At 74.2% G+C, this 16,609-nt stretch carries 7 protein-coding genes (1 of these 7 only partly in view); 6 read left to right on the plus strand and 1 reads right to left on the minus strand.

From position 1 onward, the window contains the following. From ACIHCX_RS19640 to ACIHCX_RS19665, 6 genes are all read left to right on the plus strand, one after another. Positions 1-6,745 carry the 3' portion of an SDR family NAD(P)-dependent oxidoreductase gene (locus ACIHCX_RS19640; protein ID WP_400031028.1) on the plus strand. Its footprint begins 25,052 nt before the window's first position, so only the last 6,745 of its 31,797 coding nucleotides appear in the window; its start codon lies off the left edge, out of view; its stop codon occupies positions 6,743-6,745. Between the two features lie 113 nt (positions 6,746-6,858). Continuing rightward, positions 6,859-7,620 carry a thioesterase II family protein gene (locus ACIHCX_RS19645; protein ID WP_400031030.1) on the plus strand — a complete coding sequence of 254 codons (762 nt, stop codon included), beginning with the start codon at positions 6,859-6,861 and terminating at the stop codon, positions 7,618-7,620. A 117-nt stretch (positions 7,621-7,737) separates the two neighbouring features. Continuing rightward, the gene (locus tag ACIHCX_RS19650; RefSeq protein WP_400031032.1) at positions 7,738-8,943 is read left to right on the plus strand and encodes a hypothetical protein; all 1,206 of its coding nucleotides are present in this window, start codon (positions 7,738-7,740) and stop codon (positions 8,941-8,943) included. Positions 8,944-8,948: 5 nt separating this feature from the next. Continuing rightward, positions 8,949-9,653, plus strand: coding sequence for a hypothetical protein (locus ACIHCX_RS19655; protein WP_400031034.1), 705 nt, complete (start codon positions 8,949-8,951; stop codon positions 9,651-9,653). Next, complete coding sequence (locus ACIHCX_RS19660; RefSeq protein WP_400031036.1) at positions 9,650-10,309, plus strand: RES family NAD+ phosphorylase; 660 nt, start codon at positions 9,650-9,652, stop codon at positions 10,307-10,309. Before ACIHCX_RS19655 ends, ACIHCX_RS19660 begins: the two co-directional genes overlap by 4 nt. 93 nt (positions 10,310-10,402) lie before the next feature. After that, positions 10,403-14,626, plus strand: a complete 4,224-nt coding sequence (locus ACIHCX_RS19665) for a CHAT domain-containing protein (RefSeq protein WP_400031038.1) — start codon at positions 10,403-10,405, stop codon at positions 14,624-14,626. Here ACIHCX_RS19665 and ACIHCX_RS19670 read toward each other — a convergent pair. Then, positions 14,607-16,577 (minus strand): caspase family protein, encoded by a 1,971-nt coding sequence (locus ACIHCX_RS19670; RefSeq protein ID WP_400031040.1) that lies wholly within the window; start codon positions 16,575-16,577, stop codon positions 14,607-14,609. The two genes, ACIHCX_RS19665 and ACIHCX_RS19670, sit on opposite strands and share 20 nt — an antisense overlap. Between the last annotated feature and the right edge of the window lie 32 nt (positions 16,578-16,609).

Here is a 16,609-nt window from a genome sequence, read left to right on the forward strand (position 1 = left end):
CACCGAGCCCACCGCGTGGCAGTCCGACGGCACGGTCCTGGTCACCGGCGGCACCGGCGGCCTCGGCGCCCAGTTCGCCCGGCACCTCGTCGACGCCTACGGGGTCCGCAACCTGCTGCTGGTCAGCAGGCGCGGCGGTGACGCCCCCGGAACCACGGAACTTGCCGCCGAGCTCATCGCGCACGGTGCCGAGGTGACGGTCCAGGCCTGCGATGTCGCCGACCCGGAGGCCGTGGCCGCCCTGGTTGCCGGCATCCCCCCGGAGCACCCGCTCACCGCGGTCGTGCACACGGCGGGCGTCCTCGACGACGGTGTCGTCGGCTCCCTCACCGGGGAGCGGCTCGCCCGGGTGCTGCGCCCGAAGGCGGACGCGGCCTGGAACCTGCACGAGGCCACCCGCGACCTGGACCTGGACGCGTTCGTGGTGTTCTCGTCCGTCGCCGGTGTCTTCGGCAACGCCGGCCAGGCCAACTACGCGGCCGGCAATGCCTTCCTGGACGCGCTCATGGAGCACCGCCGTGCGGCCGGCCTGCCTGGTCTGTCTCTGGCCTGGGGCCCCTGGAACCAGACGGGCGGCATGACGGAAACCCTCTCGGACGCCGAGGCCGAACGGCTGGCGCGGGCCGGGATGCCGCCCCTCGAGGCCGAGCAGGGCTTCGCCCTCTTCGACGCGGCGCTCGCGGCCGGCACCGGTACCGGTACCGGTACCGGTACCGGTACCGAGGACGCCACAGGCACCGCCCTGGTCGTCCCGGTCCGGCTCGACCTGGCGGCGCTCGCCGGACGCGGCGAAGTACCCGCGGTACTGCGCGGTCTCGTCCGGACCCGCACCCGGCGCACGGTCGCGGGCGGAACCGTCACCGCCGACGGGCTCGTGGCACGCCTGACCGTGCTCACGGCCGTAGAACGTCAAGAGGCGCTCCTCGACCTGGTCCGCACCCAGGCGGCCCTGGTCCTCGGACACGCCGACGCCGCGGCGGTGGACGCCGCGGCCCAGTTCCGTGACGTCGGCTTCGACTCGCTCACCGCGGTCGAACTGCGCAACCGGCTGAGCGCGGCCACCGGACTGCGCCTGACCGCGACGCTGGTCTTCGACTACCCGAACGCGGCCACGCTCGCGCACCATCTGCACGACGAACTCTTCGGCACCGAGCCCGAGTCGGCACTCGCACTCCCGGTGAAGCAGCTGCCCGCCACGACCGACGACCCGATCGTCATCGTGGGTATGGCCTGCCGCTACCCGGGCGGGGTCGCCTCGCCGGAGGACCTGTGGCGACTGCTGCTCCAAGGCACGGACGCCATCACGGATTTCCCCGTCAACCGCGGCTGGGACATCGATTCGGTCTACGACCCGGACGCCGAGCACCTCGGCACGTCGTACACCCGCTCCGGCGGATTCCTGGAGAACGCAGGGGAGTTCGACGCCGACTTCTTCGGGATGAGCCCGCGGGAGGCGCTGGCGACGGACTCGCAGCAGCGCCTGCTGCTTGAGGCGTCGTGGGAGGCGATCGAGCGGGCCGGTATCGACCCGGTCGGTCTGCGGGGCAGCGCGACCGGCGTGTTCGCCGGGGTGATGTACAGCGACTACGGCTCCATCCTCGGCGGCAAGGAGTTCGAGGGCCTCCAGGGCCAGGGCAGCGCGGGCAGCGTGGCCTCCGGCCGGGTCTCGTACACCTTCGGCTTCGAGGGTCCTGCGGTCACGGTCGACACCGCGTGCTCCTCCTCCCTGGTGGCGATGCACCTCGCGGCACAGGCACTGCGGTCGGGCGAGTGCTCGCTCGCCCTGGCCGGCGGTGTGACGGTCATCTCCACCCCGGGCACCTTCGTCGAGTTCTCCCGCCAGCGGGGTCTGTCACCCGACGGGCGGTGCAAGGCGTTCTCGGACTCGGCGGACGGTGTCGGCTGGTCCGAGGGTGTGGGCATGCTGGTGCTGGAGCGGCAGTCCGACGCGATCCGCAACGGCCACGACATCCTCGCCGTGCTGCGCGGCTCCGCCGTCAACCAGGACGGCGCCTCCAACGGTCTCACCGCCCCCAACGGCCCGTCCCAGCAGCGGGTGATCCGCCAGGCGCTGGCCAGTGGCGGACTGTCGACGGGTGATGTCGATGTCGTCGAGGCGCACGGTACGGGTACGACGCTGGGTGACCCGATCGAGGCGCAGGCGCTGCTTGCGACCTACGGTCGTGACCGTGATCCGGAGCAGCCGCTGCTGCTGGGTTCGGTGAAGTCGAACATCGGTCACACCCAGGCCGCGGCCGGTGTCGCCGGTGTCATCAAGATGGTCATGGCGATGCGGCACGGTGTGCTCCCGCGCACCCTGCACGTCGATGCCCCGTCCTCGCACGTCGACTGGACCGAGGGCGCGGTGGAGCTGCTCACTGAGCAGACGGCGTGGCCCGAGACGGAGCATGTGCGTCGCGCGGGTGTGTCGTCCTTCGGCATCAGTGGTACGAACGCCCACGTGATCCTGGAGCAGCCGGCGAAGGTGATCCAGGGCACCGTGGTGGGTGCCTCGGCACCGGACGGTGAGGTGCTGGAGCCCGCGGTGGTTCCGTGGGTGCTCTCCGGCAAGACACCGGAGGCGCTGCGCGGCCAGGCCGCCCGCCTGCTCACCGCGGTCACCGAAGGGCCGGTACCGCGTCCGGTCGACGTGGCCCACTCCCTGCTCGTCACCCGCTCGCTGTTCGCCCACCGTGCGGTGGTGCTGGCCGGTGAGCAGGACGAGACGGTCCGCGCCCTCACCACCCTGGCGGCGGGCGCGACCGACCCGGCGGCGGTCTCGGGCACGGTGGCCTCTGGTCGCTCGGCGGCGCTGTTCTCGGGTCAGGGTTCGCAGCGACTCGGGATGGGGCGTGAGCTGTATGGCCGGTTCCCGGTGTTCGCCGAGGCCCTGGATGCCGTACTTGCCGTTCTGGACGGTGAGTTGGGTGGTTCGCTGCGTGCGGTGATGTGGGGTGAGGACGCCGGTCTGCTGAATGAGACCGGGTGGACTCAGCCCGCGCTCTTCGCAGTCGAGGTCGCTCTCTACCGCCTTGTGGAATCGTGGGGTGTGACGCCGGACTTCGTGGCCGGCCACTCCATCGGCGAGATCGCGGCGGCTCATGTGGCCGGAGTGTTCACCCTTCAGGACGCCGCCCGCTTGGTGGCTGCTCGTGGTCGTCTGATGCAGGCGCTGCCGACCGGTGGTGCCATGGTGGCCGTCCAGGCCACCGAGGGCGAAGCCACTCCGCATCTCAGCGATGAGGTGTCGATCGCCGCGCTCAACGGGCCCACGTCCGTGGTCGTCTCGGGCGTCGAAGACGCCGTACTGGAGGTCGCCGCACGGTTCGAGGCGGAGGGCCGCAAGACCACCCGGCTGCGGGTGTCCCATGCCTTCCACTCGCCCCTGATGGACCCGATGCTGAAGGAGTTCCGTGCGGTGGCCGAGGAGTTGTCCTACGCCGCCCCGGAGATCCCGGTGGTGTCGAACCTGACGGGTTCCACGGCCACGGCCGAGGAGTTGTGCTCGCCCGAGTACTGGGTGCGCCACGTCCGTGAGGCCGTCCGCTTCTCCGACGGCGTCACCACGCTCGAGGAGCAAGGGGTGACCACGTTCCTGGAGTTGGGTCCGGACGGAGTCCTCTCCGCGATGGCCCAGGAGTCCCTCACCGGCGACGACGCCCTCACCATCCCGGTCCTGCGCAAGGACCGCGACGAGGAGACGACCGCGCTGCTGGCCCGCGCCGGTCTGTACACGCGGGGGATCGGGGGCGGCTGGCAGGACCTGCTGGCCGGTACCGGTGCCCGCCGGGTGAACCTGCCGACGTACGCCTTCCAGCACCAGTGGTTCTGGCCGACCGGCCGGGCCGCCGCCACCGGGGACGTTCGCGCCGCCGGTCTCGGCTCCGCCGAGCACCCGTTGCTCGGTGCCTCCGTCGAGCTTGCCGCAGATGAAGGCGTGTTGGTCACCGGCCGTCTGTCGCTCACCTCGCACCCGTGGCTGGCCGACCATGTCGTGATGGGCACCGTCCTGCTGCCGGGCACGGCCCTGCTGGAGATGGCGGTTCGCGCGGGTGACGAGGTCGGCTGCGGCCGGGTCGAGGAACTGACCCTCGCCGCGCCGCTGGTGCTGCCCGAGCGGGGCGCGCTCCAGGTGCAGGTCGCCGTCGCCGCCCCGGACGACTCCGGCCGGCGTGTGGTCGGGGTGTACTCGCGCCTCGAAGGCGCCGACGAGTCGGCGTGGGCACAGCACGCGGCCGGTGTCCTGGCAGCCGGCGCCACCGCACCGGCTCAGGGCTTCGACACCGAGGTCTGGCCGCCGCGGGACGCCGAGTCGCTCGACACCGAGGACTGCTACCAGGCGTTCACCGAGGCCGGATTCGCGTACGGACCGCTCTTCCAGGGGCTGCGCGCGGTGTGGCGCCGAGGTGCGGAACTGTTCGCCGAAGTCGCGTTGCCCGAGGAGGGCACCGGCGAGGCGGCCGAGTTCGGTCTGCACCCGGCGCTCCTCGACTCCGCGCTGCACGCCACGATGCTGGCCGCCACCGGCGGTGAGGAGGGCGACGGGGGAGGTGCCCTGCCGTTCTCGTGGGAGGGTGTCGCGCTGCACGCCTCCGGCGCCTCGGCGCTGCGGGTGCGGTTGGCCCCCGTGGGCGACAACGCGCTCTCGGTGCACGCGGTGGACCCGGCCGGTGCGCCGGTCGTCACCGTGGACCGGCTCCTCACCCGCACCGTCACCGGTGACCAGCTGAAGTCCGCGGCCGAGGACCAGAACACCCTGTTCGGCGTCGACTGGCTGCCGGTGGCCGACACCGGGGCCGCTCAGCCCGCGTCGGTCGCGGTCCTCGGGGACGACCCCTTCGGTCTCACCGACGCGCTCACCGGTACCGTCCTCACGGCCGTCACAGCGGCCGACCTCACCGCGCTCACGGCCTCGTCCGAGGCCGCCGTACCGGACACGGTGCTCGTCCCGGTCGCCGGACCCCCGGCCGCCGCGGGGGACCTGCCCGGCGCGGTCCGGGAGGTCACCGCGCGGGTGCTCGCGCTCCTGCAGCAGTGGTCCGGCGAGGAGGCGCTCGCGGCCTCGCGGCTGGTGTTCGTCACCCGCGGCGCGGTCGCCGTGGACGGCGGCCTGGACGGCGGCGTGGGCGGAGGCCGAATCGCGGACCTCGCGGCCTCCGCGGTCTGGGGCCTGGTGCGCTCCGCGCAGTCGGAGAACCCCGGCTGCTTCGGCCTGCTCGACCTCGATCCGGTCGCGGCGGACCCGTCCGCCCGGCTCGTCGGGGCCCTGACGGCCGGTGCCGGGGAACCGCAGCTCGCGCTGCGCGGCACCGAGGTCGTGGCCGCCCGCCTCGCCCGGCTGGACACCGGTACCGGCGCCGCACAGCCGGAGCCCGCCTCCGGCGTCACGGCGGACGGCACGTCCGGCACGTTCCGGACCACGGGAACCGTCCTGGTCACCGGCGGCACCGGCGGTCTCGGCCGGCTCCTCGCCCGGCACCTGGTGGCCACGCACGGCGTGCGGAGCCTGATCCTCGCCAGCCGCAGGGGGCTTGAGGCGGACGGCGCGGGCAAGCTCGTCGCCGAACTGGAGGAGATGGGCGCCGAGGTCACCGTGCGGGCGTGCGACGTCGCCGACCGGGAGGCCGTGGCCGCGCTGGTCGCGGCGGCGCCGCAGCACCGTCCGCTGTCGGCGGTCATCCACACGGCAGGTGTCCTCGACGACGGTGTGGTCGGCTCGCTCACGCCGGAGCGCCTCGCCACGGTGCTGCGGCCCAAGGCGGACGCGGTGTGGCACCTGCACGAGGCGACCCTCGGCCTGGACCTGGACGCGTTCGTCGTCTACTCGTCCGTGGCCGGCGTGTTCGGCGGTGCGGGGCAGGCCAACTACGCGGCGGCCAACACGTTCCTGGACGCCCTGATGGCGCGGCGCCGCGCCGACGGGCTGCCCGGCGTGTCCCTCGCGTGGGGCCCGTGGGAGCAGGACAGTGGCATGACGGGCACCCTCTCGGACGCCGAGGCCGACCGCCTGGCGCGTTCCGGGATGCCGCCGCTGACGGTCGAGCAGGGCCACGCCCTGTTCGACGCGGTGGTCGCGGGCGACCGGGCGCTGGCGCTGCCGGTCCGGCTCGACCTCGCCGTACTGCGGGCCCGCGGGGAGGTGCCCGCGCTGCTGCGCGGCCTGATCCGGGTGCCCGCGCGGCGGGCCGCGGCCCAGGGCGCGGTGCCGTCCGCGGACACGCTCACCCGACAGCTTGCCGGGCTGGGCGCGCAGGAGCAGGAGGAGGTGCTGCTCACCCTGGTGCGTGGACAGGCGGCGGCGGTGCTCGGGCACCGGGACGGCACGGCGGTCGGCCGGGAGCGCCAGTTCCAGGAAGTGGGCTTCGACTCGCTGACCGCGGTCGAGTTCCGCAACCGGCTCAACGCCGCCACCGGTCTGAGGTTGCCCGCGACGCTGCTGTTCGACTACCCGACGCCGGCCGACGTCGTCCGGTACGTGCGCGGACAGCTCGTCACCGACGACGCGGCGGGCGCAGGGTCGGTGCTCTCGGCGCTCGACGCGCTGGAGAAGGCGATCGCCGGACTCAGTCTCGACGACGCGGAGGAGCACCGTCGGGTGACCGGACGGATCGAGGTCCTCAGGACCAAGTGGGCCGAGCTGGGTCGTACGGACGCGTCCGGCGACGACACCTCGAAGGAGGACCTGGACGAGGCGTCCGACGAGGACATGTTCGCGCTCCTCGACGACGAACTCGGCCTCAACTGATCCACCCGGCGGGCCGCTTCGGCGGCCCGCGGCCCAGCCCCCGTACCCGCCGAAACCCGCCGCACGCCGCACCGCCGGCATCAGGCCGGCGCTCACGAAAGGTCCAGAAAAGCGTGACAACCCGTACGTCCACCGAGGAGAGCCTGTGGGCCCGGAGCTTCCACCCGGCCCCCTCCCGCTCCACCCAGCTCCACTGCTTCCCGCACGCGGGCGGCTCGGCGTCCTTCTACTTCCCCGTCTCCGCTCAACTGTCCTCCGTGGCCGAGGTGTTCGCGGTGCAGTACCCGGGACGGCAGGACCGGCGCAAGGAGGTGTCGCCCCGGGACATCGCCACCCTCGCCGACCAGGTCTACGACGCCCTCGGCCCCGCCCTCAAAGCACGGCCGACCACGTTCTTCGGGCACAGCATGGGCGCCACCCTGGCCTTCGAGGTGGCCCGCCGCCTCGAGGCCGACGGCGGTGAACTCGTCCGACTGTTCGCGTCCGGGCGACGCGCGCCGTCGACCGTCCGCGACGAGAAGGTGCACCGCCTCTCCGACGAGGGCATCGTGCGGGAGCTGAAGCTCCTCGCCGGCACCGACACCGCGCTGCTCGGCGACGAGGAGATCCTGCGCATGATCCTCCCCGCCATCCGCAGCGACTACGAGGCGATCGAGACCTACCGGTGCGCCCCCGACGTCACCGTCCGCGCCCCGATCACCGTCCTCACCGGCGACAGCGACCCCAAGACGACCATGGCCGAGGCAGAGGCGTGGCGCGGCCACACGACCGGCGACTTCGACCTCCAGGTCTACCCCGGCGGCCACTTCTACCTGACGGCGGAGGCCCCCGCGGTCATCGCCTCACTCAGGAAGCATCTCACCAAGCGGAGTTAGGCTCGGCCCGAGCCCCGTCCACGCCCCGGATCCGACCCGTTCGCGCCCGGCCCGTGCGCTGCAATGGAGGACGGAACGGGATTGTGGGAGCCCTGACGGTGCGGCATGCTGATCGGCATGCCGCTGCCGCAGCACTCGTACGCGCCCGACCACGGAGCGGTCCTCGCGGAGGTGCGGAAGGTGCGGCGAGCCGGAGTCGTCCGACTGCGCGAACTCGACGTGCCCGTGCTCGCCGCGCTGGCCCGCGAACTTCCGCGCGAAGGCGGCGGGTTACCGGGCGGCCCGGTCGAGAAGGTACTGCGGCTCGCTGTCTCCCGGCTGGGCGGTGGCACCTTGCAGACCGCCGCCGAGTACAGCCTCGGTCTCGCCCAGGGCACCCGGGACTGGCCGTCCGCCGACCGGCGCAGACGGGCCGCCCAGGTGTACGGGGTGAGCGTCGAGCGCTTCCGCAAGTACCACGAGCTCATGGTGCTGGGGCAGGTCGCGGAGGAGATCGTGCGGGCCGCCGGTCGCCCCGAGCCGCCCCTCGCCGCCCCGGCCTCGTACGACCGCGTCCGGGCCGCCCACCGGGTCCTGGACGTCCGGACGCGCCACCGCACCGTCCCCGTCACCGTGCACGTCCACTCCGTCGACCTGTTACGGGACGTCGACGTCGTCGTCTCCCCGTCGAACACGTACTTCGCGCTGCCCGCGCCCTACAAGTCGTCCGTCTCCGCGACGCTGCGCCGGGCGGGGGCGCGCCGGGATCCCGCCGGGGGACTCGTCGAGGACCGCGTCCACGACGAGTTGGGGGAGTGGACCGCCCGGCACGGGGCCGCCGGCCGGGCGGTCCTGCCGGGTACCGTCGCCGTCACCTCCGCGGGCGCGCTCGACGCGCAGGGTGTCCGCCGCCTCTACCACGTGGCCGTGGCCGTGCCCCGCCCCGAGAGCAACGACTACGACGTGCAGCCCGCCGACATCACCAGAGGCGTGGCGCGGGTCTTCGCTCTGCTCGGCGAGGAGGCCGGGCGGTACGACCCTCCGCTCCGCTCCGTCTGCCTGCCGCTGTTCGGCGCCGGGCGTGGCGGACTCACCCCGCTCGAGAGCTTCGCGGCCCTGTGGCCCGCGGTCGAGGCCGAACTCGTGCGCGGCGCCGACTGGGACATCCACTTCGTCGTACGGCGCCACGCTGTCGCCGACCTCCTGGAACGGCTGCTGGCGCGACCCGCGAAGCCCGACGGAGACGAGCGGGAGCAGGACAGCCGCACCGAACACGACAAGCGCGCGGAGCCCGGGGAGCGCGCGGAGTACGAGAAGGCCGACGCGGACGGGGAGAGGCGTTGAATCCGATGGGTGCCGTCGGCCCGGTGGGGCCGGGCGATCCGTACGTCGTCCTCGCCGCGGCCGCGGCGGGCTGGGACCAGGTCGCGGGGCGCCTCGGCGACGACACCCGCGCCCGGCTGGCCGCACTGCTCGCCGTCGTGCGCGACCCGGAGCGGGCGGCACCCGCCCGCGGGGCCGCCGCGGACGAGGCCGCCGGACTGCTGCGGGAACGGCTGCCTGAGGAGTTCGGGACCGCCGCGCAGGCGCGCCTCGTCGCGGTTCCCTCCGCCCCCGGCGGCCGGCCGACGGTTCAGGGCTTCGCGCCCGAGGACCTGGCCGTGCTGCTGATCGACGGGCACCGCATGGTCGGGCCGGTCCTCGGCCCGGTACGCGAACGCCTGCTCGCGGAGCCGGCGCTGGACGCCGCGACGGTCCTGCGGCACGGTGGCGACCCCCGCGCGCCCGAGCTGATCCGGCTGCCGGGCCCGGGCGGGCACGTACGGCTGCCGCGCTTCCAGTTCGCCGAGGACACCCTGCCCTGGCTGGTCGTCCTGGAGGTCAACGCGCTGCTGGCCGCCGACCGGGACCCGTGGGGCGCCGCGGACTGGTGGCTGTCGGCCAACTCCTGGCTGGGCACCAGTCCCGCGCGGCTGCTCGGCACCGGAAGGGACCGTCAACTCGCCGACACGGCACGGTTCCTGATGGAGGACGCATGGACGGGGAGTGAGTGACAGTGCCCAACTACCGGCCGCCCGAGGCGCTGACCGGCACCCCCGGCAAGGTGACACTGGCGCGCGGCACCCTGCTGTACCGCGTCCACGGATCCCACCGCGCCGCCGCCGAGTTCAATCCCCGGCCCGCCCACTGCCTCTACGGGGGCGGTCGGTTCGACGGCACGTCCTGCGACCCGTACGGCTATCTCTACGCGGGCCTGAGCGCGGCGGCCGCCGTGTGCGAGACGCTGCTGCGCTCGCTGCCCTTCGACCCCTCGGGCGGGCCCCGGCTGCTGCCGCGCCGCGCGGTCCAGGGACGCCGGCTCAGCATGCTGCGGCTCACCGCCGACCTGTGCGTCCTGCCGCTGATGACCGCGCAGGACCTGGCAGCCGTGCACCAGGACAGCTGGCTGGTGCACACCGAGGCGCACGAGTACCCCTACACCCGCGACTGGGCGCACTGGATCCGCCGCCACACCGAACCGTGGGCGCAGGGCCTCGTGTGGTCGTCCAAGCGGGAGCCCGGGGACCGGACGGTCCTGCTGTTCGGCGACCGCGGCCCGGCCGGGGCGCTGCGTGCGGACGAGTCGGATGCCGTGGACTTCGACACGGCCCAAGGGCGGGAGTGGCTCGACTCCGTCCTCCAGCCCTACTACGTGCGCCTCGCGCCTTGACGCCCGCCCCGGCCCCGGCGGGCGCGCCCCCCTCGGCCCGGCCCTCCGGAAATCCCGCCCTTCCAGAACCCTTTGACCCGGAGAGCCCGCACCGTGACCACACCAAGCCCGACCTCGGACGACACGCTCGTCGCCGAGCTGCGCGCCGAACGCGAGGCGGTCCTCGACGCCCTCTCCACGACGGCCTCCGACGCGCCGGAGGCCTCCGTCGGATGCGCACTGGCCGGTGAGCTCAGCTACCGCCTGCACGTGCTGGCCGGGGACCCGGCGGACCTGGAGCTGGCCGCCGAGGCGTTCTCGCTGGCCTTCCGGACACCCGGGGACGACGGCGACTGGGCGGCCTGGCGGGTCGTGTACGGGCATGTCCGGGCGCTCCAGTACGACGCCGAGCCGGCCGAAGGGCTCCTCGACGCGTGCTGGGACCTGCTGACCGAGGGCATGGCTGCCCTGCCCGCGGCCGACCCCGACTACGACCTCGTACGGGAGCTGGGACGTCAGCTGCTCGCCGCCGGCTCCAAGCAGCGGTACCTCGGCGCCGCCGAACCGGCCGAACGGCGCGTCGAACTCCTCGACGAGGCGCTGCGGTTGCACGAAGAGGCGGCCGGCGACCTGGAACCCGGCGGTCAGGAGGCCGTGGATCTGACGGAGGCCCGGGGCTTCCTGCATATGGAGCGGTTCGAGCTGCGCTCCGACCCGGCGGACGCCGAGGCCGCGGCGTCCGCCTACCGTGCCGTGCTCGAGCCGCGACTGCCCGGCAGCGATCTGCCGCGCGTCCGGTTCAGCCTGGGCCTCGCCCTCATGAGCCACGGCACAGCCGTCCGTGACCGTGCCGAACTGGAGCAGGCCCGCGGGGAGTTGGGCTCCGCGCTCCTCCAGGCGCGGCAACTGACGGGGCAGCGGCCGTCCTGGGCCTGGGAGGCCGAGACCCGCAGTGTCCTCATCCGCTGTCTGATCTGGCTGACCTGGAAGGACCGGGCCCAGGCCGCCGCGGCCGAGGCGGAGCTGTCCGGGCTGCTGGCCGACCGGGAGAACGTGGACCAGCTCACCCCGGTGTATCTCGACTGCTTCGGACGGCTGCTGTACGAGCGGGCGAGCGTCCGGGGCGACGGCGCGGGGCAGGACCGGGCGATCGCACTGATGCGGCGCGCCGTCGACATCTGGCAGCCGGAGCGGGACGGCAAGGTGTCCGTCACGGCCCTCTTCCTCATGGTGTTCCAGTACAGCCGCTACCGGGAGGATCCCGACGCGGAGCGACTTCACGAGATCACCGCCTGCGCGGGCACGGTCCTGGACGACGAGCGGCTCGCCGCGTTGCACACGTCGGCGCGCTTCCTGGGCGGCTGGGCCTGGCACATGCTGGAGGACCGGCACGGAGTGGTCCCCGAGAGCCCGGACGCCGTCCCGGAGGGGATGCGCCTGGACGACTTGCAGGACGCCTACCTCGGCCTGCTGAACGATCTGGGTGAGGGGCGCGGCTTCCTGGGCTTCGCCGGCGGCGACGACGACTTCCCCGGCATCTTCAAGGCCTTCGCGGACCTGGCCCCGCTCTCGGAGGCCGTCGACGAGATGTTCGCCCGCTACCGCGCGGCCGAGCCGGGCTGCGACCGCGCGAACCTGGCCCTCGTCCTCCTTTCGAACGCGAGTTTCTCCGACCCGCATGGCACCCATTTCACCGCGGCGCAGAAGGACGAGCTGATCGACTGCGTCCTCTCCTACGGGCAGGACGATCCGGAGTGGCAGCGCAAGGCCCACGCCGTGGTCGCCCAGTCCCGGCTGCGTGAGGAACTGGCCGGCTCCGGACGTGGCATCGACGACGTCCTCGACCTGCTCACGTCCGCCGAGGCCACGGGCGGCGCGCAGGGCGACGGGCGGCTCGGGCACGGCATCGACCTGGCCCGGTTCGCCGCCACGGCCCACCGGGGGCAGACAGCCGGCGCCGGCGACGACGTGGAGACGGCCGGCGAGCTGTGGCGGCGCATGCGCGAGAGCCCTCATCTGACGCCGTACCTGCGCCGGGTGCTGGACGCCCAGCAGGCCGGATTCGACGCGCAGGCCGCCGCCCGGCGGGGGGACCTGCGGGCCGTGGACGAGCACCTCGCCGAGATGCGCGCCGCGCACGACTCGCTCGACACCGAGGACCCGACCCGGATCGAGCTCTGGACGCACCTGGAGAACGCCCGGTCCGCCCGGGACCGGCTCGCCCAGCAACTGGGCGCCCCGCCCGCGCCCCCGCTCGTCGGCCGCCCTTCCCTGACCCGACTGCGGCGGGCCGCGAAGGAACTGCCGCGCGACCACCGGGCCTGGGTGCTCGGCGACAACGGGATCCACCGGTTCTCGCGGGCCTGCGAGAGCGGGAACACGGCCGACATCGTCGAGGCCATGGAGCTGATCCGGGAAGCCCACGACATGGTGGACGAGGGCAGCGACAGCCGGCTGCGGTACGGCTACTGCCTCGGCGCGGGGCACTGCGCGCTCTCCACGACGCGGCTCTCGCCCTCGGCCCGTGCCCGTGACCTCGCCCAGGGGATCGCCCTCCTGGAGTCAGCCCTCCGGACGGCCGGCGGCCCCGAGCACCGGCTCCACGCGGAGATCGGACTTGCCCTCGGCCGGGCCTACCGCACCCGAGGGGAGCTGCGCCGTGACGACCGGGCCGCCGGCCGCCGCACCGGGCTCGACGCGTTGCGCGGCCACGCGTGGGCCGCGCTGCTCCAGTCCGGCACCGAGCACGCGGCGCAGGCCGCGGTCCAGGCCACCTCGAGCGCGCTCGAAGTGGCCGGCTGGTGCCTGCGGGACAACGCCCTGGAAGAAGCCGTGCAGGCCCTGGACGCCTGCCGCGGCCTCGTCCTGCATGCCGCCACCACCTCCCGCACCGTGCCCGAGCGTCTGGTCGCGGCCGGACACGACGCCTTGGCCGACGAGTGGCACGCCGCGGGCCTCACCGACGGGCCCGCCGACCCGCTCACCGCCGTTCGGGTCCCGCTGTCCGTGCCCAGCGCCCTGCGCCGCCGGGTACTCGCCGCCCTCACCGGCGCTGACGCCGTCCAGGACCGCCTCCTCGACCCGCCGGCCCCGGACGAGATCGGCTCCGCGCTGCGGACCCTGCGCAAGGACGCCCTCGTCTACCTGGTCCCCGCCACCGACGGCACCCCGGGCGCCGCCGTCGTCGTCACCTCGACCGGAGCGGTGCACTCGGTGCCGCTGCCCACGCTGACCGACGACGCCCCACCGCTGCTGGAACACGTGCGCGCCTTCGAGGACGGTGGCGGCCGCAGCCCCGAGCCGGCGGTGGGGGACTCCGCCGGGCACGAGCGGGACCTCGGCCCCGTGACCGGTCAGCCCCCGGCCCACCCGGACACGCCGTCGCTGCGGCAGCGGCTCGACCGGCTGTGCGGGTGGGCGTGGTACGCCGCGATGTGGCCGCTGCTCGACGTGTTCAGTACCCGCACCGGGCGGATCCCGCGGCTGGTGTTCGTGCCGATGGGCCCGCTCGGCCTCGTGCCCTGGCACGCCGCCTGGGAGCAGGGGCCCGAGGGGCGGCGCCACTACGCGCTGCACGAGGCGGAGATCTCGTACGCGGCCTCCGCGCGCCTCCTGTGCGATGTGGCCGCCCGGCCGGAGGCCGTGCACTCGGGTGCCGCGCTGGTCGTGGGCAACCCCACCGGAGACCTCCGGTACGCGGGTGAGGAGGCCGACGCGGTGTACCGCGCCTTCTACCCGCGCGGCCGGTTCCTGGGACGGCGCGCGGGCGGCGACGCGGACGGGCCCGGCACCCCGCAGGAGGTGCTGTCCTGGCTGACCGGCGCGGACACCGAGCAGCAGGACCAGGGCCAGGAGGGCGCCGTACTGCACCTCGCCTGCCACGCCTCCATCGCGCGCGACAGCCGCCGTACCGCGCATCTGTCGCTGTACGGCGGCGAGTTGGCTGCCGAGGAACTCACCGAGGCGGTCGGCGGGGTCGGCCGCCGCAGGCTCGGGCTCGTCCTGCTCGCCTCCTGCCGCAGCCATGTCTCGGGACGCGGCCACAACGAGGCGTACAGCCTCGCCACCGCCTTCCTGGTGGCCGGTGCGCGGTCCGTCGTCGGCTCGCTGTGGCCCGTGCCGGACGAGGCGACGTCGGTGCTGATGTTCCTGACCCACCACTTCCTGCGCACCGGGGGAGAACCGCCCGCCAGGGCGTTGCGCCGGGCCCAGCTGTGGATGCTGGACCCCGCGCGGGAGACGCCCGACGCACTGCCCGCCCAACTCGCCGAACGGGTCCGGCACATCGACCCCGACGACCTGAGCGCCTGGGCGGGGTTCACCCATCTCGGTCAGTAGGCCCCCGGCCGGGAGACGGGACGACGGTGCGGAGGGCGATCGTTCGTGTCGCCCAACGGCCGGGCGCGCCCTGGGGGACCCGGCCCGCCTCGCGGGAGCCCGCCGCCCGCTCGGGCGCGGTGAACCGCAGGACCCCGTCGGCTTCGGGCCGCGCCCCGTCGCCGCGGCTGCCCGCCCGGGCCGGATTCCAGGACGGCAGCTGGAACGGCGCCATGTTCAACTCGCCCTCGGCGACGATGAGTTTCAGCCAGTCCCGGACGTGGGCCCCCGGTACGGCGGGCCGGTGCGGCGGGAGGGAGAGCTGCACGGGATCGCCGTCCAGGGCGTGTCCGATGCGGCCGGGACCGATGAAGTGCCCAGGGAACAGCACGGGGTCGGCGGCGTAGCTGTCGGTGAGGTCGAGCAGCACGCACCACAGCGAGCGCGTCGGTGAGCGGTTGTGCAGGCGGATGGACACCCACGGCTCGCGCGGCCCGGGCATACCCTCCGGAGCGTAGGCGCAGACGATCTCGCCGCTCCCGTCCGCCATGAGCGCCCGCCCGTCCGGCGCGTCCCACGGCACGATCTCGACCTGCACCAGGTTGTCCAGCGCCGAGGGCCGGGAGGTGAGGTCGCGCAGCCGGTGCCAGCGGGCGAGATGGGTCAGGCATTCCACCACCCCCCGCGCGTCGCCGTCCGGGCCGAACGGCAACGGCCCTACGAACGCGGTGCCGTCCCGACTCAGTACCCGCGCGGTCCCGTCCTCCACCACCAGCCGCACGTGCAGGTCCGCGCTCTCCTCGAGTCCGTCGACGACCCGTACCAGGGGCGCACGACCACCTCCGGGCCCGTACGACGCGACGGCCGCCCGCAGCCGGTCCTCCGCGCCGACCCGCCCGGCGCCCTCCACGCTCACCGTCGCGGGCGGAGAGGTTAGCGCGGACAGTGCCACCGGGTACACCCGTTCCGTGTCGGGTGCCCATCCCAGCGGGTCCACGAGCGTCCGGTCGGAGTGCACCTCGCGGGCCCTGAGCGCCGGTGCCGGTCCCGTGTCCGCGACGCCGACCACGGCGAACTCCGTGCCGTCGGGGCCGTTTCCGTCCGGGAGCCCGTGGGTCGTTCCGCAGTCCACCTCCCAGCCGTGTGCGCCGTGGCGCAGCAGATGCTCTCCGGGGACGCCCGTGGCGGCGCCCCCGAGGAACGGCAGATCGGCGGTTCCGCCCGCGGTCGCCGGATACAGCACCGGCTGCTGCCGGGCCCCGGAGCGCCGTATCCGCGCGTCGGCCGCGGACAGCAGCTGACGGTAGGTGGCCTCCGGGCCCGCGGCGCGCGCCGCGCCCAGCAGGGCGTGGGTGAAGGCGCCGTGCCGCCGGCCCCCGAAGTGCCCCTCGTACGAGAGCTGGTCGAGCCTGCTCGCGGCCAGCAGCACATGCCGGGCGGGCCCCTGGGGCACCGCGACGTCACGGCCGGCCGGGGCCCGTCCGCCGGGCCGTGGTGGCGCGTATCGCGCGGTCAGGTCGGCGGCTTCCCCGGCGTTTCGGGTTGCGCCCCCCGAGTAGCAGCAGTCGAGCACCGCCGCCATGTGGACGCCGCACGCCGCGACCGCGTCGAGCAGCGCGCCGAGCCGCTTGTCCGGCAGTGGCCCGTCCGCGCACATCAGCGCCTGGTTCCGCCCGGTCGCCTCGATCAGCAGATCGGCGCCCGAGGCGGCCTCCTCGGTGCCGTGCCCGGAGAACCAGAACAACGCCGTGTCCCCGGGCCCGGCCGTGCCGAGGAATGTACGGATGCCGTCCTCCACCGCCGTGACCGTCGCCGCGCCGTCCAGCACGGTCCGGATCCGGGCGGCGCCCCCGGTGCGGTCCAGCAGGAGCCGCCGTGCCTCGGAGATGTCGTTGACGCAGCCCGTCAGCGGTGCGGCGGTCTCCGGCGGATAGTCGTTGATGCCCGCCATGAACGCATAGATCGACCCCATGGCGGGGAGTCTGTCAGCCCCGCAGGCCGATG

The sequence above is a fragment of the Streptomyces sp. NPDC052043 genome (assembly GCF_044548235.1).
Lineage (GTDB): Bacteria > Actinomycetota > Actinomycetes > Streptomycetales > Streptomycetaceae > Streptomyces.